Genomic DNA, 22,439 nt, shown 5'->3' on the forward strand with positions numbered 1-22,439 from the left:
CGCTAGGATTTTAGCGAGCTCTTTTTTTTGAATTATTGGGTTATAACCAAATTTTTAAAAAGTACTTTTTTTTCTTTAGTTTCCTCCCAAAATAATGGGACTACTCTTACCATTTCCCATGATAATGATTTTACTGTTGGGCGATTTGGCTAATTCTTTTTGTGCAAGAATGGACTCATATTGCAATTGGCGGTCACTTAATCCAGTAGATAATATTCGCTGGTAATCGGCTATACCTTGTGCTTCTACGCGCTTACGCTCGGCTTCTTGCTTTTCTTTTTGCAGGACAAATTGCATTTTTTGGGCATCTTGCTCTGCATTGATTTTTGATTCTATGCTTTGTTTGACCGAATTAGGTAAGGTGATGTTACGAATTAATAATTGCTCAAGAATAAGCCCTCTATTTTTAAAGTTAGCTTCAATATCCTTGAAAATTCGATTTTGGAATTCATTTCGCTTCTTGGAAAATAAACCTACGGCATCATAGTACACGGCATTGTCGCGTATTTTAGTTCGAGTAATGGGGCGGACTACTTTATCCTTATAGTCTAAACCGATTTTTTTGAAAATATTGGGTGCTTCCTGAGAGGATATTTTAAATAATACGGTAAGATCAACAATCACTTCTAATCCATCGGCAGTTAAAACCCGAATGGCATCATCTCCTGATTTATCCCCTTCATCATGCACGCCTGACATGGTGTAGTTTTGAGTCTTTGAATCAAAAATATAAATATTTGATAAAGGATTGACAAAGTTTAAGCCACTGTTTAAAACTTGTGGTTTAACGCTCCCAAATAGACTTTGAACACCAACTTCTCCTGCTTCTATTTGCTTGACGGTAGAGCTGAATAAACCCAATCCAGCTAGGGCAATTCCCCCTATTTTAAAGGCTTTGCTATATTTTGAAAATACTAAATTCGGATTGGCAATGAAATTGCCAATTAGAAGTAAAACGATTCCAACGACGATGAAAAACATAGGTATAAATATTTTATGTAGGGTTAAAAATTCACTCAATGGAAAAGTACATAGAATCCCATCAGTAAACAATCAAATGTGGTAAAGAGAAAATATTCTGGATTTAAAGGCAAATTTTAGACTTGAAAATAATTCTGGGAAAAAAGTAGACATTCTTCATTTTTGGCAAAATATGCCTAATTTTGAATATGATTGAAATCAAAAACATACACAAAGAGTTTGATGGAAAAGTTGTTTTGGACGGAGTCGATGGCTGCTTCCAAAAGGGCAAAATCAACATGGTGATTGGTGGTAGTGGTACAGGGAAAAGTGTATTGTTGAAATGTATGATTGGTATTTTAAAACCTGAGCAAGGTAAGGTATTGTATGATGGTCGGGATTTTGTTAAAGCCTCCAATGATACAATCAAATCGATTCGCCGGGAAATGGGAGTACTTTTTCAAGGAGGAGCATTGTTTGATTCCAAGACCGTTTTAGAAAATGTGCGTTTTCCTTTAGATATTTTGACTCACCAAACTTTGGAAGAGAAAAATGAAAGGGCTTTGATTTGTTTGCAACGAGTAGGGTTGGAAGCTGCGGCTAATCAAATGCCTTCTGATATATCCGGTGGTATGAAAAAGCGGGTTGGGATAGCTAGGGCCATTGTGATGAACCCCAAATATTTATTTTGTGATGAACCGAATTCAGGATTAGATCCACTGACAGCGGTTAAAATCGACTTGTTGATTCAAGAAATTACCAAAGAATTTGATATAACTACGGTCGTTATTTCTCACGACATGAACTCTGTGCTTCGGATGGGGGAATATGTGATCTTTTTAAAAGATGGGAAGAAGCTTTGGGAAGGAAATAACAAAAACTTAATGAGTACCGAAGTTCCTGCTTTACAAGAATTTTTATCTACTAAATTGCATTAAAATGCCTTCATCAATTGCTCTGCCTAGAGTATTGGAAAATTATTCACTCCAATCGCTCAATACTTTCGGAATTGATGTCAAGGCCAAGTATTTTGTAGAAATTCGTTCCATTGAGCAATACCACCACTTGTTGAATGCTGGCTTATATTCCCATGTTCCTCATATTTTTTGGGGAGGGGGGAGTAATGTATTGTTGACGCAAGATTTGAATGCTTTGGTGGTGAAGGTGGCGATTGAAGGTATTGAGGTTATCAAAGAAGATGAAGACCATGTTTGGGTGCGTGCTGGTGCGGGTGTCGTTTGGCATGATTTTGTTCAATATACCGTTAGTCATCATTGGGCAGGTATCGAAAATTTATCCCTAATTCCCGGAACGGTAGGCGCAGCTCCCATGCAAAATATTGGTGCCTATGGAGTGGAAATAAAAGATACATTTGACCATTTGCAGGCCTTTCATTTAACCAATCAAGTACTAGAAACTTTTGATGCAGAGGCTTGTCGGTTTGGCTATCGAGAGAGTTATTTTAAGCATGAAGGAAAGGGGAAATATTTGATAGCTTATGTTTGTTTTAAATTAAATAAAATAGCTAAAGCGCAAACCTCTTATGGGGCTATTCAGGATGTATTGAATGCCAAATCCATTACTCAGCCGAGTATTCAAGATGTATCTGATGCGGTCATTGAAATTAGAAAGAGCAAATTGCCTGATCCCAAGGAGATAGGAAATTCAGGTAGTTTTTTCAAAAACCTTACCTTAGATGCCACCCAAGCAGCTGCCTTAATGGAGAAATATCCTGAAATTCCGCATTATCCGGTAGCAGGAAGTAGTGAAATAAAATTCCCAGCAGGTTGGCTTATCGAGCAAGCAGGCTGGAAGGGTTTCCGGGATGGAGACGCTGGAGTGCATGCCAAACAGGCATTGGTTTTGGTGAATTATGGCCAGGCTAGTGGAAAGCAAATTCTTGCTTTATCCGAAAAAATTAAACAATCAATTCTCAGCAAATTCGGTGTAGTTTTAGAAACCGAAGTAAACATTTTATAAGATGAACTTACCTTATAACACCCTTCAAGATAAAGGACCTTTTTTCTTGATGGCAGGCAGTTGTGCCATTGAAAGCAAAGATTTAGCTTATGAAATTGCTGAACGCATCAAGCAAATCACGGACTCCTTGGGTATCCCATTTATATTTAAAGGATCTTACCGTAAAGCTAACCGCACGAAAATAGATTCTTTCACAGGAATAGGTGACATCCTTGCCTTAGAGATATTACAAGAAGTAGGTCAGCATTTTCAAGTACCTACGGTTACGGATATTCATGAAAGTGCTGAAGCCGCTATGGCTGCTTCTTATGTGGACATATTACAAATCCCCGCATTTCTTTGTCGGCAAACGGACCTCCTAGCAGCTGCTGCTCAAACAGGCAGGGCGGTTAATATTAAAAAAGGACAATTTATGTCGGGCGCCTCCATGAGGTTTGCTGTTGAAAAGGTGAAGCATGAAAATCCAGATGCCTTGGTATATTTAACAGATCGAGGTAATTCATTTGGCTATGGAGATTTAGTGGTTGATTTTAGAAATTTACCGGAAATGGCAGCCTTTCAGGTTCCCGTAATCATGGATTGTACCCATTCCTTACAAAGGCCAAATCAAGGATCAGGGGTAACAGGCGGTCAACCGGCCTTGATTGAGACCATTGCCAAGGCGGCTATAGCCGTTGGGGCGGATGGATTATTCATAGAAACACATCCCAATCCATCCACCGCTAAATCTGATGGAGCTAATATGTTGCCTTTAGATCAATTGGAAGAACTTTTAGAAAAATTGCTTAAGATCAGAGAAGCTATTTTATAAGCTATTCCAAACGACTTGTAGGCTTATATCCGTTTTATGTGTGCCTGCAATTAGATCTAAACCTGTGCCTATTTCATCTCGATCCAAGTAATCCATTCGCCCTATTTTGGTTGAAAGGGTAATTTTGTTTTTCCACTTATAGTTGATGAGCAGGCAAGTTTTCCAAGCTTGTCCAGAATAGGCAGGTAAGGAAAAGGCATAAGGTAAACTGGGTTCATAGGCATAAAGCCGACTGTCATAGTTCGTACTTTGAACATAAGCAGCTCTTGCTTTAATTTGCCAATTTTGCCACGAAAATTGTGCATCATGAAGCAACAGTCATCCCCAATCTTTTTGTGCAGGAGAATGCAGGTAGGTACCCATGAGTCGACTATGCCAATCCCATTTTTTATTTATAGTTTTTTTTAGATCACCACTAAATTGCCATTGATGTTTTCTGATTAAATCTGAAAGTGGCTTGGGGGCATCTTCTTCTTTGGAAGTCCATTTAATTTGTATGAAGTAATTATATACATTTCTTCGTTCAAACTGGAAACGATGGAGAAGTTCCCAACCCCAAGAGCTAGATTGGCTCACTTGGTATTTAGCTGCTGGAAATAGAAACAAATCCAGGTAAGAGGATAGTCTTGACCTCTTTGACCAGCGATATTGATTGCCTATAAAAAGCCCCATTTCATTACCAACCTCTGAATTTTCTCCAAACGCCTGTGCTTGAGGACTAAAATAGGAAGTGGATGCGTACCTAAATACATAGGAGAAATCCATTGCTTTGGATTGAGCCCAAGCGGCCCCATGTATGAAAGCCCAGGATTGCGGAGCAAATGCCAATTCAGCCATCCATTGAGCTTTTTGCCAGGTAAAATTTGTTGATAGTGAACTGTTGACAAGCGTATTCCCTTGCCAATCATCTATTTGATAAGCTCTGCTAGAATTTCTTTTGGGAATTGACCAACGACTCCAGACGATGTTTGCTTGAAGCGATAAGGGGATTCTTCGGGCCTGCCAGTTTAGGGAATTACCTAGGCTCCATTCTTGCACTTGATTTTTATTCTCTAGCTCACTTGAAGTTCGATGTAGCCCACTTCGATTCAGCGAGGTATAATAGGGCCATCCTAAACTATCTGTTTGAATATTAGCGTCCCAATTTCTTTTCGAAATGAAAGTTTCCATATTCCATTGTTTTCTTTGAAAACCTAGCACTAATCCTCGATAAAATCCGGATTCCACGCTAGAACTGTATGGAATTGAGCCTTGATGGAATTTTTGTGTAGAAATGATACTTTCATAGCTTTTACCTAAAGAGAAGCCTCCAGCCTGAATTAAACCTTGGCCCCATTGATTGACAAAATCACCTACGATAATCTTGTATAAGGTACTTATGGGTTTATGCCATTGAAGGTAAAAGCTAGTAAAATCAGTTATTTGGCTTTCTCCCGCATCTTTTTGTGCTAAAAATCCCATTCCTAAGGCAGGACTGATCTGTCCTCGATATCGATGTAGTTCCGCATAAGGGCTATTGAAATAGCGAACTTTACTTCGTTTGTCTGGCGGACTAAATCCTTTTTTTTCCTCCACAGTAAATTCAATCCGATGTATCCATAGGTGTTTCGCTGATTGCCAATTCCATGTGGGGGAATTAGTCCGACAAATGATAAAATCTCGAATGCGTTTTAAAGTAGCTAGATCCCAGAGAGGTATAGCTTGTAATTCCCAGATGCTAAGGAAGGATCCTGTAGCTTTTTTGAACTCAAAAAACGCTTTTATTTGGGAGGAATTAACTAATCCTAAATGATACCAATCGGCTTCTTTTGCCTGGTTGATATCAATGGGGTTTTGTATATAATATTGGAATATACTGCTTCGTATTTCGGATTCATCCCAAGGTTGGGTTTCATCCACTTGAGCTAGTAAAGGGAGAGAGGCGAAAAGTAGTAAACCAAGGAATTTCACTTTTTTTTGAGTGAAATTACCTAGTTGAATTCAGGAATCTAATCTAATACTTGATGAAGAATATCACTTAGTTGAATTTCCTTCGAATCATCTCCTGTAATTCATTCCAAGACTCTTCATTATCAGCTCTGCGGAACTCAGCATAACGTTGCTGAATACTTTCTTGCCAGTTATGGCTCTGAGCTTCATGGTCGATGAAATCAATTAATTGATTCAAATGATGGCCCTCACCATCAAAAATCGATTGGATAAATTTGATTTTTTGGTTTAGACTAATGCTGTTTGCTAGCGTTTCTGTCATCTTAGTCTCCACCAAAGACTTGAGCGATCCATCGCTTCCTTGCAGTTTTTCAAAGACCTTTTCAGAAGTGGAATCAGCAATGACTTCCATGATTTTTTTGCCAGCGGAAGCTTGCTCTTTAGGTTCTTCTTGGAAGAAACTACTAGTATTTAAAGATGTATTGGGGTTTAATTGTACGTTTTCGATGATGATTTCTGTCACAGGCTTGACAGGAACAGGCTCGGGATTTATTTCTTGGGGTAATTCAGGCTCAATGGAATTTTCCTCTACAGGTTGAATGTCAGATTCAGTGGCTATGTTTTCCACTAATTCATCTTCTGGAAGATCATCTAAGCTTGCTGGAGCTTCAAAATATACCTCAGCAGTCAGAAGAGTATCCGGACTAATTTCTTGTGCTTCTGCGCCTAAAACATTGAATAAATAATCAGTAGGTGCGCTTTCTTCTTTTAATTCATCAATCCACTGGTTCCAAATATAATTGGGAAGAGATACTTGCAATACAAGCGAGCGCGTGATGTTATCCCATTTTTCGTGGATACGTTGATTTTGCCAATCAAAACAAGGGAATTGATCTTGAATACGTTGGCTTTGCAATTGCAAAAGTAATTCTGATTGTAAGACCTCTAGGACTGAAGCAGGTATTTCTTGCTGTAAAATATCTTGAAAAGTACTTGTTTGACCTTCTTCGGTCCAGTAATGAAGCAAAATATTGGGCGTTGGCATCTTTTATTATTTAAGTTCCAATTCTTCACAGGCTTTCATGGCAGCTGTTTGTTCTGCTTTTTTCTTGGAATAGCCTTTACCTTCGGCTATTTTCAAGTTATCTACCAAAACGATGGCTGTAAATTCTTTATTGTGGTGTTGCCCCTCCTCATCCAGGGTAAAAATCACCTTTTTCCCTTCTTTTTGGGCCCATTCAATTAAGATGGATTTGAAGTTAGGATTATTTTGAACCACCGTTTCTAAATCGAAATACTGGGTTAATATCTTTTTGATGATGAATTTTTGGGTAAAGGCAAAACCTTTATCTAGGTAGATGGCCCCAATGAACGCTTCCAAAGCATCTCCATACATGCTGGAGCGTGAAAGAATCGTTCTCTTTTGGTTTTCGTATTCAATGACTTCGTCCAAACCTAATTTTCTACCTAATACATTCAAAGATTCTCGGCTTACCATTCTAGAACGGATTTCGGTTAAGAAACCCTCGTCTTTGAAAGGGAATTTTTGGAATAGGTAGGTTGCTGTAATCATTCCAAGAACAGAATCTCCTAGAAATTCGAGGCGCTCGTTGGATTCTTTAAACGACTTGGCAATGCTGTCTTTGGATGCCGAAGCATGCAAAAAGGCCAAACGATATAGCGACAAATTGGAGGGACTTTCGCCAATCAAATGGGTTACAGATTTCTTTAGAAATTTCTCTCTTTCATTTAGTTGGGTAGGATTCAACCAGCTTAACACCGAGAGAATTTTCATAAGCCTATACTTTTCGGAAAATGACGGTTGCGTTATGCCCACCAAATCCAAATCCATTGCTTAGTGCCACGTTGATTTTTCTTGCTTTACCTTGATTTAAAGTTAAATCAAGATTTTGATCTATTGCTGGGTCTAAATCTTGGCAGTTAATGGTTGGAGGTACAAATTGATGCTGTATGGCTAAGATGGAAGCCACCGCTTCTACGGCTCCTGCGCCTCCCAATAAGTGACCAGTCATGGATTTTGTGGAAGAGATACTCATTTTATAAGCATGTTCTCCAAAGCAATCAACGATTGCTTTTAATTCTTGAGGATCACCAATAGGGGTGGATGTACCGTGAGTATTGATATAATCTACTTCCTCGGGTTTGATTTGAGCATCTTCTAATGCATCAATCATGGAAAGTAAAGCGCCATATCCTTCAGGATGTGGGGCCGTAATATGGTAGGCATCTGAGGAGAATCCACCACCGATTAACTCGGCATAGATTTTTGCTCCACGTGCTTTAGCATGTTCGTATTCTTCTAGCACTAATGCACCTGCACCTTCACCTACTACAAAACCATCGCGGTTTACATCATAAGGGCGAGAAGCAGTAGCAGGGTCATCATTTCTTTCAGACATGGCACGCATGGCTGTAAAACCACCCACAGAGGCAATGGTCACCGGTGCTTCCGATCCTCCAGTCACACAGATATTAATACGACCTGTACGAATGTAATTGAAAGCATCAATGATGGCATTGTTCGCAGATGAACATGCGGAAACAGTTACATAGTTTGGACCACGAAAACCGTTTCTAATGGATATTTGACCTGAGCTAGAGTCAGCAATCATTTTAGGGATAAAGAATGGATTGATTTTAGGCGTACCATCTCCTTTGCCGAAATAGATCATTTCATCTTCAAAGGTTTTTAATCCACCGATACCTGATCCCCAGATTACACCGACTTTATTTTTGTTGATAGCTTCCATATCGAAACCCGCATCCTTGATAGCTTCATCGGAAGCTACAATAGCATATTGGGTAAAAGGGTCCATTTTACGGGCCTCCTGACGTGGAATGAATTCTTCTACACTAAAATTCTTGAGTTCACAGGCAAAACGAGTTCTGAATTTTTCAGCGTCGAACTTGGTGATAGGTCCACATCCACTTTTTCCGGTAGATAAACCTTCCCAATATTCACTAACTGTATTTCCAATAGGGGTAAGGGCACCTAAACCCGTTACTACAACTCGTTTTAACTCCATAATTATCCTGATATTTTAGGTTTGAAAAATAAAAAATGTCAATTCGTAAGGGTGATTTTCTTAGGAACTAGGTTCCTGAGTCATTACCAATTACCAATTGACATCATTATTATTTCGTTACGATTACTTTGCGTTCTCTTCCAAGTAGGTGATGGCTTGTCCTACAGTTTGGATATTCTCTGCTTGATCATCTGGAATAGATACGTTGAATTCTTTTTCAAATTCCATGATTAATTCTACCGTGTCTAAGGAATCAGCTCCTAAATCGTTTGTGAAAGATGCCTCAGGTGTAACTTCTGATGCTTCTACTCCTAATTTCTCAACGATGATGCTTTTTACTTTTTCTGCAATATCTGCCATTTCTAAAATATTTTGGGGTTCAAAAACGATGCAAAGATTAGAATTAAAACTTAGATTATCAAACAAATTTTAAGCCTAATTGCATTATTAAAATAATTAATTAGATAAAAATAATTCTTTTTTTTGAATTGTTTAAAATTCTTGCGAATGATTTATTTCTAAGCATTAAAAACAAAGCGATGCGGCACCTAAAAGTCCTGCATCATTTCCTAAAAGTGCTTTTTTAATACTTAGTTTTTTCAAGTAAGCTGGAGTTAACCAATAGTTCAACTGTTTCTCCATACTTGGCAAGATAAAATCAAATGAAGCTGAAAGCCCGCCTCCAATGAAGATGTTTTTAATATCTAGAATACGGATTAATGAAACGATCATATCACCCAACATTTCTCCTACTTCATTCCAAATAGCCAAAGCTAATTCATCTCCTTCTTCGGCAGCTACGACTAGTGCGGTAGTGGATATAGATCCATCTGCTGCCAAAACTGTTTTTCCTTTGTATGTGGCACGCATGGCGTTCGCCATTTGTAATAATTCCTTTTTACCAATGTTTCTTTCTAAGACTTTTCCATTTCTAGACGGAACGTGTCCTGGTTCCATCGCATTTCCATCTCCACCTAAAAAGATCTTGCGATCAATGATGGCGGCTCCACCGATACCTGTTCCTAAGGTTAAAAAGATGAAATCTTCTGGCATGGTATCTTTTTCTGGAGAAAAATAAAATTCTCCCAGCGCAGCTGCATTGGCATCATTTTCCATAAAAAAGGCATGGTCCGGAAAACGCTTTTCTAACATGGAAATTAAGTGAGCTCCATCAATTTCTGGAATGGCCGTAATTTCGATTAGGGTTTTACGATTTTTAGTTAAGATACCAGGAAGACCAATACCTACTTTATGTACATGCTTGTGCTGAAATAATTGTAGTGCAATAGCATCAGCTAGGCGATCTAAGAAGTGATTGGATTCTCTCCAAGTGGCGGTATCGTAACTTTGAAAATTACTAATATGCCCAGTTTCTGGATGGACAATGCCCATTTTTACTCCTGTTCCTCCAACGTCAATTCCTAGATATTCTGCTGCTTCCATGCGGTCTTTTGGTTTAATTTGCTGCGAATTTCTTTAAAATTACGCGCATATTCAAATATTCTATTCGGCAATTTAGTTTAGAGATAGATTCTTTCCAGTTTTTCCATGATTTGGGAAACGGCTGGACAGATTAAGGCATTTTTTTGGGTTATTTTAAGGATACCCAACATGTTTTTGCGATCGGTATGGGGGTATTCCCGACATGCCTTAGGTCGGTGTTCGTAAATGTCACAGGCATTATCTTCTAATAAAAACGGGCATGGACTAGAAGGATAAACCCAGTCTCCATCCGCATCTTTAATTAAATAGGTATCTAGAAAATCAGCTACCTTCATTTTTAGCAGTTTGGCTACTCGCTGTATATCAGTCTCATTCCACATGGGGCTTGTGGTTTTGCAACAATTACCACAATCAAGGCAATCGATGTTTTCAAAAACCACCTCATGGGCTTTTTCAAATTGCACATCGAGGTCTTTCGGTTTTTTGGCCCGAATACGTTGGAAAACTTTAGTAAAACTGGGGTCTCTAGGCATCTGAATTAGGCATGTGGGAAGCAAGTCCGGCAGAGGGCCTCGTAGCTATCCGCCTCACCTAACATCACGGTTTGTTGTTGCTGCACGATGCGATGTGAATAGGTAGCTACACCACCACATTTGACACATACCGCATGTACTTTGGTAATGTATTCAGCTATGGCCATAAGGTCGGGCATTGGGCCAAAGGGTATTCCTTTGAAATCCATGTCTAGGCCTGCAATAATGACACGTTTGCCTTGATTGGCGAGGGTATTGCAAACTTCTACAATGTGGTGATCAAAGAATTGGGCTTCATCCAAACCTACTACATCGCAGCTGCCTGCCAATAATAAGATTTCACTCGAACTATGAACAGGAGTGGAGCGAATGGAATTGTGGTTATGGGATACGATGTCTTCGTCGTGGTAACGGGTATCGGCAGCTGGTTTGAAAATTTCTACCTGCAATTGAGCTATTTTGGCTCTTTTCAAACGACGAATTAATTCTTCTGTCTTGCCTGAAAACATGGAGCCACAAATTACCTCCACCCAACCGCTTGGATTGGAATTTTGGGAAGATTTGGAATGATTGGGCTCTAAAAACAAGGCATGAAAAAGCCCCTTGCTTCCAAGGGGCCTAGTTTAGGTGGTATCTTATTTAGACGTAAAAACCGAAGAGAAGTACTCACGGTTCATGCGAGCAATATTCTCAAGGGAAATACCTTTTGGACATTCTGCTTCACAAGCACCTGTATTGGAACAAGCACCGAAACCTTCTTCATCCATTTGTGCGACCATGGCTTCAGCACGCTTCGCACGCTCAGCTTGACCTTGAGGTAATAAAGCCAATTGAGAGATTTTAGCGGAAGTAAATAACATGGCCGAAGCATTTTTACAAGCCGCCACGCAAGCTCCACATCCAATACATGCTGCCGCTGCAAAGGCATCGTCCGCATTGTCTTTGGGAATAGGTAGGCTATTGGCATCTTGTGCATTGCCTGTATTGACAGAAATAAATCCACCAGCAGCAATGATGCGATCAAAGGCAGAACGATTAACTACTAAGTCTTTAATGACAGGGAAAGCTTCCGCTCTCCAAGGTTCAATGGTGATAGTTTGTCCATCGCTGAAGCTACGCATGTGTAACTGGCAAGTGGTAACACCTTTGTTCGGTCCATGAGGGCGACCGTTGATGTACATGGAGCACATACCGCAGATACCTTCACGACAATCGTGATCAAAAGCTACTGGATCATCACCTTCTTCGATAAGACGGTTGTTGAGCACGTCAATCATTTCCAAAAAGGACATATCCTCCGAAATACCACTTACTTGGTATGTCTCGAATTTACCCGCAGTTTGGGCGTTTTTTTGTCTCCAGATTTTAAGCGTCAGGTTTAAATTTCCTTCCATGTTATCGAATTATTTATAAGATCTTTGAGCAATTTTAATGTTTTCGAATTTCAATTCTTCTTTATGTAATTCGAATTGTGATTCACCTTTGAACTCCCAAGCCGCCACGTAAGCATAATTTTCATCATCACGCAAGGCCTCGCCGTCCTCAGTTTGGTATTCTTCACGGAAGTGACCTCCGCAACTTTCATTTCTATCTAAAGCGTCCTTGCACATTAACTCTCCTAATTCTAGGAAGTCAGCAACACGGCCAGCTTTTTCTAATTCAGGGTTCAAGTTATTCGCTTCTCCTGGGATACGAACATCGCTCCAGAATTCTTTGCGCAATGCCTGAATATCAGCGATTGCCATTTTTAAGCCTTCCTCATTACGAGCCATACCGCATTGGTTCCACATAATTAAGCCTAATTTCTTGTGGAAATAATCAACCGACTTGGTTCCGCGAATACTCATTAGTTTTTCAATCTGCTCCTTAACTGCTTTTTCTGCATTAACAAAGGCCTCACTGTCTGTTGACATAGCCGGAGTTCTAATTTCAGAAGCTAGATAAGCACCAATCGTGTATGGAATTACGAAATATCCATCAGCTAATCCTTGCATTAGCGCCGAAGCTCCTAAACGATTAGCACCGTGGTCAGAGAAGTTAGCTTCTCCCAAGGCATATAAACCTGGAACAGTAGTCATCAAGTTGTAATCAACCCAAAGTCCGCCCATGGTATAGTGTACCGCAGGATAGATACGCATTGGCAATTCGTAAGGATCTTCACCCGTGATTTGCTTATACATATCAAATAAGTTACCGTATTTTTCTTTTACGACTTCCTTACCCATTAATTGAATTTCTTCATCACTTGCGTGGTGGATATTTCTCTTGTTCGCTTCAGCCTTGCCATAACGGATGATAGCTGCAGCAAAATCTAGGTAAACGGCCATTTTAGAGGAACCTACTCCATAACCTGCATCGCAACGCTCCTTAGCAGCACGAGAAGCAATATCACGAGGTACTAAGTTACCAAAGGCAGGATAACGACGCTCTAAATAATAGTCACGCTCGTCTTCTGGAATTTCATTAGCCTTGCGCGGATCGTCTTTCTTTTTAGGAACCCAGATACGTCCGTCATTACGTAGTGACTCGGACATCAAGGTTAATTTAGATTGGTGATCTCCCGAAACTGGAATACAAGTAGGGTGAATCTGCGTGTAACATGGGTTAGCGAAGAATGCTCCCTTTTTGTGGGCCTTCCAAGCTGCAGTCACGTTAGATCCCATGGCGTTGGTTGAAAGGTAGAATACGTTTCCGTAACCACCTGTACACAATAATACCGCGTGTCCAAAATGACGCTCTAACTCACCTGTAACTAAATTACGGGCAATAATACCGCGAGCTTTACCATCTAACACCACCACGTCTTGCATTTCGTGGCGCGTGAATAATTCGACATTACCCATACCAACTTGGCGTTGTAAAGCCGAATAAGCTCCTAATAATAATTGTTGACCTGTTTGACCTGCCGCGTAAAATGTACGCTGAACTTGCGTTCCACCAAATGAACGGTTTGAAAGCAAACCACCGTATTCACGGGCAAAAGGAACACCTTGGGCCACACATTGGTCAATGATGTTTCCAGATACCTCTGCTAAACGATGCACATTGGCTTCACGAGATCTGTAGTCACCGCCTTTGATGGTATCATAAAATAAACGGAAAATAGAGTCTCCATCATTTTGATAGTTTTTAGCGGCATTGATACCTCCTTGGGCTGCAATGGAGTGCGCACGTCGAGGAGAATCTTGAAAGCAGAAAACTTTTACTTTATATCCTAACTCAGCCAAAGAGGCGGCAGCAGATGCTCCTGCTAAGCCTGATCCAACGATGACCACTTCCAAATTACGTTTGTTGGCAGGATTTACTAATGAAACACTGGAACGGTATTTGGTCCATTTTTCGGATAAAGAACCTTCTGGAATTTTTGCGTCTAATTTTGTCATATTAATCGTATCGGCTGAGGAATTAATGAATCAAATTAAAATGGAGTGCGATAGGCATAGCGGCAAATAAAGCAGCGATAATAATGGCATATGCTGCGCCAATGCACTTGATCGTCGGAGTATATTTAGGATGGTTCCATCCAAGGCTTTGGAAAGCACTTTGAAATCCATGCAATAGGTGGTAACCTAGAGAAATACATCCCAATACATATATAGCCACCACTACTGGGCTTGTGAAAACCGCTTGCATTTCATGATATAATGTATGTTCCTCTGTTAGGTTGTCAGTCAATCGAGAGAAATACCAGAAATGTTTTAAGTGGATGATTAAAAACAATAATAATAAAGTTCCTAAAAGACCCATGGAACGAGAGTACCATTTACTGTTGGCAGCACCATCAACAACGGCATATGCTACAGGACGTTTCTTTTTGTTGTCCATCCATAAACGTAATCCGTCTAAGATGTGAAGCAACAAACCTCCGAACAATACGATTTCCATGGTACGTATAATAGGATTCTTTGCCATGAATTCCGCTCCGGCGTTGAAGGTAGCCCCTCCATCATTCAAGAAGATGGTAGCGTTAAGACCGCAGTGAACAATTAGGAAACTGACTAAAAAGAGGCCGGTGATTGCCATTAAGAGCTTTTTACCCAGTGATGAATTTAGTGATTTTGATAACCAAGCCATAAATGAAATTTATTTTGATTGAAGTAAACATTCGCCCACGGTAACCATAAGTGAAAATTTAGGACATAAAACTACAATTGATTCGTGGGTCTTTCAAATATTCGATTAAAAAAACCTTTTTTTTTATTTTTTTCGAATTGCTTAATTAACTTTCCATATTACAAATTTGTTTTATGTCTGTGAAAAATTATTCCGCCTACATTCTTGCCTTTTTGCTTAGTTTTTTGGGAATGATTTTCCAAGCTCAAGCTACTCACTTAAAAGGGGGGGAGATAACGGTCAAGCGGATTTCCAACGTAAGCCTCACCTATGAATTTACCTTAACCACGTATACCGAGGACAATAGGGCTAATCAAGATCAGACAGATGTAAATTTTTGTTTTGGCGATGGTTCAGGAATATTCAAGGCCAAAAGATTGCTGCCCATCGTGAATTTGGGCAATGGTACCTTGAAAAACACTTATAAGATAGAGTATACTTATCCAGCTCCTGCTTTATTCTACAAGGTTTCCGTAGCCATTCCCAACCGAAATGATGGAGTCCGAAATATTACACGCTCAGTAGAAGTTCCTTTTTATGTAGAGACTATTTTTTCCATCAATTCAGGTTTAGGTCAAAACTCTACCCCAGTATTATTGAATCCAGCTGTTGATTTAACGGCAGTAGTAGGTCAGCCATTCATTCATAATCCGAATGCAGTGGATGCCGAAGGTGATAGTTTAGCATATCGCTTAACCGTTTCTCGTTATGGTGATTATGAAACCTGTAACCCATCCAGTCGAGGAATCACAGCTCCTAATTTTCGACAGCCCAACGAAATTTCACCCATGGCATCTTCTTTTACGATTAATTCACTCAATGGTGATTTAATTTGGGACTCGCCTCAAGAATTGGGATTATACAACTGTGCTTTCATTGTAGAAGAATGGAGAAATGGAATTAAGATTTCAGAAACTGTTCGAGATATGCAAATCGAGGTCAAAGATTTAGACAATAAAGGTCCGAAAATTGTGGTTCCCCCTGATGTGTGTGTACAAGCGGGTACATTAATCAGAGAAACCATTGGCGCTGCGGATGTGGCGTCTAAAACGGGTAGACTAGATCCTGTGACGATCATTAGTTCGGGTAATGTGTACCCAATTGATACCTCATTTGCGATCAAGCAGCCATTTGCTACCTTCATTTCCTCTCCGAGACAAACCGGTACGGCTACGGGTGCATTTACTTGGCAAACAGCCTGTCAGCATATTCGAAAGGAAACTTATGATATTTTCTTCAAAGCCGAGGATAACCCTCCTACGTCCATTGGTGGGGGCGTGAAGTTGGTTGATTCCAAAATTTGGAAGATAAAAATCATTGCTCCTTCGGTAAAAAATTTGGTGGCAAGAATTCAGCCAACTAAAGGCTCGGCTATCTTGACTTGGAGTCCTTATACTTGTAGTTTACCTGGTTCCAAGATTATTGTTTTTAGAAAACAAGCGGCTTGTACGTCTGTGGTGAATAAATCTTGTCAAACGGGAATGCAACTTAGTGGATTTACCGAGATAGCCCGGATAAATGCCACCGAGGTACAGTATGAGGATACCAACAAGGGAGCAGGTTTATTGAAAAATGCCAATTATATCTACGTCTTGGTTGTTGTATTTACTAATTCAAGCGGACAAACAGACTTTAGTCCTATGTCCAATTCAAGTTGTGCTTTTATTCCTTCCTCAGCTCCATTGATGACCAATGTCTCCATACAAAAAACAGGAGCTAGTGATGGAGAAATTCTAGTTAGGTGGTCTCGACCCTTGAACTTAGATACAACTTTGTACAAAGGTCCATACCAGTATCAAGTTATGCGGGCTGAGGGTAATGGATCCACTAATTTTGTATCCGTTGGTAGTCCAATTCCAGCCTCGATTTACCTGGCTAAAAGTGATACATCTTTCATAGACAAAGGTTTAGCTACGGATAGCAAGATATATCGTTATCGTACAGATTTCTATTATACCAACAATGGTCAATTTAAATTATTAGATTCACCTAGTCCGGCAGCGCAAGTGCAATTAGTGGCGCAGTCAGCGGTTCGTTCCAATAAATTGGCTTGGTCAGCAGATGTACCTTGGTTAAATGATTTCCAAGTTCACCGTGTTTACCGCGAAAGCCCAAGAGGATCAGGTAAGTTTAATCAAATCACAGAAGTTTCGGTAGCAGGCCCAAGTACCTATACCTTTACGGATCAGGGAACAGATTTTTATACCAAAGATGGTAAATTTGATGTGACACTTTCTCCAGATTCAAGCTATTGTTATTATGTAGAAACGCTAGGATCTTATGGAGAGGGATTTCCAGTAATGACCCTTATCAATGCATCCAAAATTGTGTGTTTAAAGCCACAATCGGATGTTAATCCATGTGCTCCAAAATTGACATTATCAGCTCCAGATTGTGCTGCATTGGATGGTTCCCTGAATTGCAACTTTACAAGCTTTACCAACCAATTAACTTGGCAGCCAACTTTGACAGGGAATTGTGATCAAAACATCGCCTCGTATCGAATTTACTATGCTTCTAGTGCTGCAGGACCATTTACGCGAATTGCGGAAGTAAGTGATCTGCGTTATTTGCATCAGAAGAGAGATTCATTCATTGGAAGTTATTACGTGACAGCCATCAGTCAATTGGGTAAAGAAAGTCCTAAGAGTGAAACCTTAAACCAAGATAATTGTCCATCTTTTGAATTGCCTAATTTGTTCAGTCCGAATGGCGATTTGAAAAATGATGTTTGGTTGCCTTTACGTTGTCCACGATTTGTCAAAGCCTTACAATGTAAAATTGTAGATCGCTACGGGCAGCTGATCTATGAATACAATGGAACAGGTTCTGATTTTGGTTGGAATGGTAAAGATACCTCTGGAAAAGACATGGCTGTTGGAACTTATTTTTACACGGTAGACGTTAGTTTTGATGTCAATGACCCAAGTTTAAAAACCAAGAGTTTAAAAGGCTGGGTTGAACTAGTTCGATAATGAAAGTTCCTGTATTTATCGATGGAAATTGTCGCTTTTGCCGCTTTTGTGCCAAAGTCCTGAAAAGTATGTGCGGGGATAAAATTCAGATTGATTACCAAGGTTCAAGTTCTTTTCAGGAGGCTGTATCGAAAAATCCCGATGACAAGTGGGAAATAGACAGCATCAAAGTACTCTATCAAGGTCGAGTATGGATAAAGTCCCAAGCTGTAAATATAGTCTTACAGTTGGCTCCTTGGTATTACCAAATTTTTCGAGTGTTCTTTCTGTTACCCGACAAAGTGTTGGATCAGGGCTATGATTTTATTGCTAAAAATCGGCTGATTTGGGGAAAATCAGTGGACGCTTGTGAGATCAACGATTTCGCAAAATAGGCGTCATTTGACTAAATACTTTAGGCTCAAACATAATATCCCATTTTCTTGCTGCTTCTTCCAGGCCAGCGTAATTGAAGTGTGTGCCATCCCACCTAAAACCAGCTCCTACCACCGATTGTAAATTAGCGCCTTCTACTACATTGGGTAAGGTTTTTAACATGATATTTTGAGCTTCTTGAACATGTAAATCTTCTGTTTTGTTCAAACCTCTATTACTGCGGGCTAACATAAAAGTCAGGTTTTTACTTTGAAGAATTTCCCTGGTATAATCCATGTAAATGCCCGTGTACTTGATGATGTTGTCCATTGAAGTAGTTGCATCGTTTTCTCCGTGAATCACTAAAATGGCCCTTAAGCCACTTTTGGGTACTTCGGAAAGGATTTTGTTTTCAAAAAAAGCATAAGGATACCGCTTTTTCCAATCGAAAAGTGTACTGGTAAATTCCAAGCCAAGTGCTGATTTTCCCCATTGTTCGGAGGTGGAACCGCCTATACCTGTGCTATAAAAACGAATAGGGACCTGATATCGAACTTTTAATTTATCGGCTAATCTTCCCCAAAATGCCACCACATTGTTGTCCGAATACTTAATGACTTCACACCATTCTTTATCATAATCTGTTAATTCATAGGGAGGTTGACCTTCGGCAAGGGAATGTCCAATGATGGCAAAAACTTCTCCCACTTTGAAGGGAGATTTCGTTAAAATGGTATCACTGATGGTTTTATTATCTTGAATTAATTTGATTTCTGGGTAGTATCCGCCCGCTTGCAGTAGGAATTCGCCTTTGAAACTGGCTCCTTCTTTAGATAGATTTAACCAGTCAGTCTCTTTTCCTCCTAGTATGTTTTTGAACTTTACTTGAGCAGAGCTGAATGTTTGGCTGCTTTGACCTACTAAAACAATTTTGCCCTGGTTATTGAGATCCCTTTGAACGAACATGCGGCTCTTGGTCGCATCAATGGAAATGTTTCCTTGTTGACTGCCCATGGGATTTGTTTCCTCTGTTTTACAAGAATTAAATACCATTAAGCTGAATGTAAGAGCCAAGAATGACAAAATTCGAAGGAACATGCAATTGAAATTTAGGAGCGTTTCAGATAGCCAGAAGATTAATTTATCTTTGTCTAAGATTGTGAATCTTAAATCAAAAATATAACAAAACATAATAAAAATGAAGGCATTCGTATTTCCCGGTCAAGGATCTCAATTTCCAGGTATGGCCAAAGATTTATATGAGAACTATGCTTTAGCGAAAGAAATCGTGGATGAGGCGGATCAAATATTAGGATTCTCATTGTCGAAAGTCATGTTTGAAGGGTCTGATGAAGATTTAAAACAAACGAAGGTAACGCAACCTGCTATTTATTTACACTCGGTTTTGGTGGCTAAATTGGGAAAAGATTTTGCCCCAGATATGGTAGCGGGTCATTCATTGGGCGAGTTTTCTGCCTTGGTGGCGGCTGGTGGATTATCTTGGCAGGACGGCTTACGATTGGTTTACCAAAGAGCTTTAGCCATGCAAAAAGCTTGTGAAATAGTACCGAGTACCATGGCAGCAGTATTAGGATTAGCAGATGCGGAAATCGAAAAAATATGTGCGGAATTAGATGGAGAGGTGGTAGCTGCCAATTATAATTGTCCGGGACAAGTAGTGATTTCAGGAAGTGTTTCAGGGATTGAAAAAGCGGCTGAATTATTGAAAGCGGCTGGAGCTAAACGTGTGTTAACGCTTCCGGTAGGTGGGGCATTCCATTCGCCTTTTATGGAGCCTGCACGTGTGGAGTTAGCTGCGGCCATTGAAGCAACCACGATTGAACGACCTATTTGTCCGATTTTCCAAAATGTCACAGCAAAAGCTTCGCAAGACCCAGCGGAAATTAAACAAAATTTAATTGCCCAGTTAACAGGTGCCGTTCGTTGGACACAGTCGGTAGAAGGTATGGTGGCAGCTGGTGCAACCGACTTTATTGAGTGTGGACCGGGAAAAGTTTTACAGGGTTTGGTGAAGAAAATTAGCGCTGAGGTGCAAGTGGCTTCGATGGAGTTGGCTTCTTAGCTTTGTCAAGTGCAAATTAAATGCTTGATTTAGAGCATTCAAGCTGATTTCGGATGAAATAATTCAATTTTTTTTGAAGCACATTTGATAATTCGCTTAGGAGGTCTTATTTTTGCATTCGATTTGGAATTGACCTATGGTGTAATGGTAACACATCTGATTTTGGTTCAGTCGTTCTAGGTTCGAATCCTAGTAGGTCAACCACCCTTTCCCTCACTGATTTTTCAGTGAGGGATTTTTTTTGCTTTTGGTGTAAATAATAAAATTGGATTTTTGGCAAGCTGGCCTTATTTTTAAATTATTCTCATGTAAATTTTTGATTTTGAAATACCTGATCATCCTATTTTTGATTTTTCTCAGCTCCTGTGCCAGTCATGTGCAGTACCAAGTAGGTATTTCCAAATTTACTAATCAAGATTATTTGGGGGCCAACCAAGATTTTAGTGAGGCCTTAGCAAAAGATAAACGAAATGATGAAATCTATTTTGCTCGTGCAGCTAGTCGAAGTTTGGCAGGCTATCATTCTTTGGCTATAGCCGACATGAATAAAGCCATCAGTTTGAATGATTCACGGCCGGACTATTATTTTTTTCGAGCTTATTTTAAATCACAATTGGCCTACCACAAAAGTGCCATCATGGATTATTCCATTTGTATTTCAAAAGCTCCTTATTACGTGGAGGTGTATCGTCACCGTGCTTTATCATTTATTGAATTGGGCGATTTGACGGAGGCTTGTTTGGATATTCAAGAAGCTATTGCTGCAGGAGATACTGCGGCTATTGCTTTACAGTCAAAATATTGCCTTAAACAGCCTTAAGTTCCCTTATTTTATTTTTAGGACAAATTTTGCACCTGAATAATGCAATTTTGTAGCAATAATTTATAATTAAATTTAAATTGCAACATAGGTGTGCGGACATATCTTGATGATATAGATGCGATGAGGTTTATTTTTTCATTTTATGATTCCCAATTTATCCAATATTTTCCGTCAGTGGAATGACTTAATTAGCAAATGGTCTCAGCATCAATTAGGGGTTGTTATCATTTGCCTCTCCTTGTTTGTTGGATTTTCTGCCCTTTATTTTCCAAAGGTTTTTCACAAGCGAATAAATAATTCATGGACTAGCAATGAAAAGTACATGATTGATTTTGTCAATCGTAAAATTGAACATCCTTTTTTAGCAGCTGTAGGAAATAATTCTCGTGAACATTATTCCAAAAGGGAATTGCGAGTAACCCCCTATTTCATAGGCAAGATCTTTCACTTAAATGCCATCCGGCTATTTTATTTACAAGTATTTTTATTGTCTTTTTTTCTATTTGGTTTTTTTAATCTGATTCGAAAATTAACCCATGGAGATGCCCCTCTGGCATTTTGGTCTACGGCTTGTATACTTTTCACTTATGTGGGGCATTCATTTGTATATGATACGCTTTTTTATGATTCTTATGCCTTTTGCTTCTTATTAGTTGCCTGCTATTTTTATGATCGACTATGGTCTGTTTTAGCGCTTTTGTTAGCTTTTTTTGTAGATGAGCGAAGTCTTTTCCCAGCCTTAAATCTAGTTCTACTGTACTTATTTCATTCAGGAATACCTCAAGGAAAATGGTCGGAATTACTTCGTGATTTCATATGGAAAAATAAAGGAGCCCAGTATCTTTTATTGAGTTATGTTTTATATGCGCTTATCCGTTATTATTTATATGTCACTTTTCAATTGGAAACTCCTATTGGAAAGCAAGCTGGTGTTCAGTTAGGTTTTGCCTTTTTGCATGGTTACAAGCTACCTTATGCTTTATTTTCATCTTTGAAATGGGCCATCATATTACCTATAATGGGATTAATTTATTTCATCAAACAAAGGAAATGGACTGTCGCTTGGTTTTATTTTGGAACCTATTTGCTATCATTTATGGCTGCCACGGCAGTAGATGATGTCACTCGAAGTCTAACCTTTTGCTTTCCAATTTTATTTGTATTGTTTCCGATCATATTTCGTTTGAAGGAGGCTGAAAATGCGCGCGTTTTTATGTGTCTTTTGTTTTTGGCGAATTTCTTGACACCTACCTATACCTTGTTGATGCATTTGGAGCGTATATCACCATTCAATTGGATCTTTTAAAGACCTTAGAAGTGCATTTATCGAGTCTTTCTTAGTTTCATTTCCCTAAGCGGATGCTTTTTACTATTTTTATAGCCAAATT

The 22,439-nt window shown here is 39.5% G+C and carries 22 protein-coding genes and 1 tRNA gene; 9 read left to right on the top strand and 14 right to left on the bottom strand.

Annotated features, from left to right (window positions below; translation table 11 throughout):
* Positions 1-75 precede the first annotated feature (75 nt).
* Positions 76-981 (bottom strand): prohibitin family protein, encoded by a 906-nt coding sequence (locus tag SKC36_RS11290; RefSeq protein WP_459465951.1) that lies wholly within the window; start codon positions 979-981, stop codon positions 76-78.
* A gap of 188 nt (positions 982-1,169) precedes the next feature.
* Between SKC36_RS11290 and SKC36_RS11295 the strand changes: the two genes are divergently transcribed.
* Genes SKC36_RS11295 through kdsA form a run of 3 tightly spaced genes read left to right on the top strand, consistent with a single transcriptional unit; the run spans position 1,170 to position 3,751 of the window.
* Positions 1,170-1,898, top strand: a complete 729-nt coding sequence (locus tag SKC36_RS11295; protein ID WP_459454718.1) for an ABC transporter ATP-binding protein — start codon at positions 1,170-1,172, stop codon at positions 1,896-1,898.
* A gap of 1 nt (position 1,899) precedes the next feature.
* Positions 1,900-2,940 carry a UDP-N-acetylmuramate dehydrogenase gene (gene murB, locus SKC36_RS11300; RefSeq protein ID WP_459465952.1) on the top strand — a complete coding sequence of 347 codons (1,041 nt, stop codon included), beginning with the start codon at positions 1,900-1,902 and terminating at the stop codon, positions 2,938-2,940.
* Between the two features lies 1 nt (position 2,941).
* Positions 2,942-3,751, top strand: coding sequence for a 3-deoxy-8-phosphooctulonate synthase (kdsA, locus tag SKC36_RS11305; protein WP_459465953.1), 810 nt, complete (start codon positions 2,942-2,944; stop codon positions 3,749-3,751).
* Here the strand turns inward: kdsA and SKC36_RS11310 are convergent.
* From SKC36_RS11310 to SKC36_RS11365, 12 genes are all read right to left on the bottom strand, one after another.
* Positions 3,746-4,066, bottom strand: coding sequence for a hypothetical protein (locus SKC36_RS11310; RefSeq protein ID WP_459454715.1), 321 nt, complete (start codon positions 4,064-4,066; stop codon positions 3,746-3,748). The two genes, kdsA and SKC36_RS11310, sit on opposite strands and share 6 nt — an antisense overlap.
* 3 nt (positions 4,067-4,069) lie before the next feature.
* Complete coding sequence (locus tag SKC36_RS11315; RefSeq protein ID WP_459465954.1) at positions 4,070-5,701, bottom strand: hypothetical protein; 1,632 nt, start codon at positions 5,699-5,701, stop codon at positions 4,070-4,072.
* A 67-nt stretch (positions 5,702-5,768) separates the two neighbouring features.
* A complete protein-coding gene (locus tag SKC36_RS11320; RefSeq protein ID WP_459465955.1) occupies positions 5,769-6,725 on the bottom strand; it encodes a hypothetical protein in 957 nt (318 codons plus the stop codon).
* Between the two features lie 6 nt (positions 6,726-6,731).
* Positions 6,732-7,475 carry a ribonuclease III gene (rnc, locus tag SKC36_RS11325; protein WP_459454712.1) on the bottom strand — a complete coding sequence of 248 codons (744 nt, stop codon included), beginning with the start codon at positions 7,473-7,475 and terminating at the stop codon, positions 6,732-6,734.
* A gap of 4 nt (positions 7,476-7,479) precedes the next feature.
* Entirely contained in the window at positions 7,480-8,727 is a 1,248-nt protein-coding gene (gene fabF / locus SKC36_RS11330; RefSeq protein WP_459454711.1) for a beta-ketoacyl-ACP synthase II, read from the bottom strand.
* Positions 8,728-8,850: 123 nt separating this feature from the next.
* Positions 8,851-9,087 (bottom strand): acyl carrier protein, encoded by a 237-nt coding sequence (locus SKC36_RS11335; RefSeq protein ID WP_092019417.1) that lies wholly within the window; start codon positions 9,085-9,087, stop codon positions 8,851-8,853.
* Positions 9,088-9,252: 165 nt separating this feature from the next.
* Entirely contained in the window at positions 9,253-10,170 is a 918-nt protein-coding gene (locus SKC36_RS11340) for an ROK family protein (protein WP_459465956.1), read from the bottom strand.
* Positions 10,171-10,247: 77 nt separating this feature from the next.
* Entirely contained in the window at positions 10,248-10,703 is a 456-nt protein-coding gene (locus SKC36_RS11345) for a YkgJ family cysteine cluster protein (protein WP_459465957.1), read from the bottom strand.
* 5 nt (positions 10,704-10,708) lie between these two features.
* The gene (locus SKC36_RS11350; RefSeq protein ID WP_459454708.1) at positions 10,709-11,290 is read right to left on the bottom strand and encodes a thymidine kinase; all 582 of its coding nucleotides are present in this window, start codon (positions 11,288-11,290) and stop codon (positions 10,709-10,711) included.
* A gap of 48 nt (positions 11,291-11,338) precedes the next feature.
* Positions 11,339-12,097, bottom strand: coding sequence for a succinate dehydrogenase/fumarate reductase iron-sulfur subunit (locus SKC36_RS11355; protein WP_459454707.1), 759 nt, complete (start codon positions 12,095-12,097; stop codon positions 11,339-11,341).
* A gap of 9 nt (positions 12,098-12,106) precedes the next feature.
* Positions 12,107-14,086 (bottom strand): fumarate reductase/succinate dehydrogenase flavoprotein subunit, encoded by a 1,980-nt coding sequence (locus SKC36_RS11360; RefSeq protein WP_459465958.1) that lies wholly within the window; start codon positions 14,084-14,086, stop codon positions 12,107-12,109.
* Positions 14,087-14,108: 22 nt separating this feature from the next.
* On the bottom strand, positions 14,109-14,777 hold the full coding sequence (locus tag SKC36_RS11365) for a succinate dehydrogenase cytochrome b subunit (protein ID WP_459454705.1): 669 nt from the start codon (positions 14,775-14,777) through the stop codon (positions 14,109-14,111).
* A gap of 173 nt (positions 14,778-14,950) precedes the next feature.
* Here SKC36_RS11365 and SKC36_RS11370 point away from each other — a divergent pair, with 173 nt between their 5' ends.
* A complete protein-coding gene (locus SKC36_RS11370) occupies positions 14,951-17,791 on the top strand; it encodes a T9SS type B sorting domain-containing protein (RefSeq protein WP_459465959.1) in 2,841 nt (946 codons plus the stop codon).
* Positions 17,791-18,165, top strand: coding sequence for a thiol-disulfide oxidoreductase DCC family protein (locus SKC36_RS11375; RefSeq protein ID WP_459454703.1), 375 nt, complete (start codon positions 17,791-17,793; stop codon positions 18,163-18,165). Before SKC36_RS11370 ends, SKC36_RS11375 begins: the two co-directional genes overlap by 1 nt.
* Here SKC36_RS11375 and SKC36_RS11380 read toward each other — a convergent pair.
* On the bottom strand, positions 18,146-19,243 hold the full coding sequence (locus SKC36_RS11380) for a hypothetical protein (RefSeq protein ID WP_459465960.1): 1,098 nt from the start codon (positions 19,241-19,243) through the stop codon (positions 18,146-18,148). The genes SKC36_RS11375 and SKC36_RS11380 overlap by 20 nt on opposite strands.
* 100 nt (positions 19,244-19,343) lie before the next feature.
* Between SKC36_RS11380 and fabD the strand changes: the two genes are divergently transcribed.
* The 4 genes from fabD to SKC36_RS11400 all read left to right on the top strand — a co-directional run bounded on the left by fabD (position 19,344) and on the right by SKC36_RS11400 (position 22,357).
* Positions 19,344-20,228 carry an ACP S-malonyltransferase gene (gene fabD / locus SKC36_RS11385; RefSeq protein WP_459454701.1) on the top strand — a complete coding sequence of 295 codons (885 nt, stop codon included), beginning with the start codon at positions 19,344-19,346 and terminating at the stop codon, positions 20,226-20,228.
* Between the two features lie 130 nt (positions 20,229-20,358).
* A tRNA-Gln gene (locus SKC36_RS11390) sits at positions 20,359-20,432 on the top strand.
* A 118-nt stretch (positions 20,433-20,550) separates the two neighbouring features.
* Positions 20,551-21,048 carry a tetratricopeptide repeat protein gene (locus SKC36_RS11395; RefSeq protein WP_459465961.1) on the top strand — a complete coding sequence of 166 codons (498 nt, stop codon included), beginning with the start codon at positions 20,551-20,553 and terminating at the stop codon, positions 21,046-21,048.
* 145 nt (positions 21,049-21,193) lie between these two features.
* Entirely contained in the window at positions 21,194-22,357 is a 1,164-nt protein-coding gene (locus tag SKC36_RS11400; protein WP_459454699.1) for a hypothetical protein, read from the top strand.
* Positions 22,358-22,439 lie beyond the last annotated feature (82 nt).

The organism is Aquirufa sp. OSTEICH-129A, from assembly GCF_054558355.1.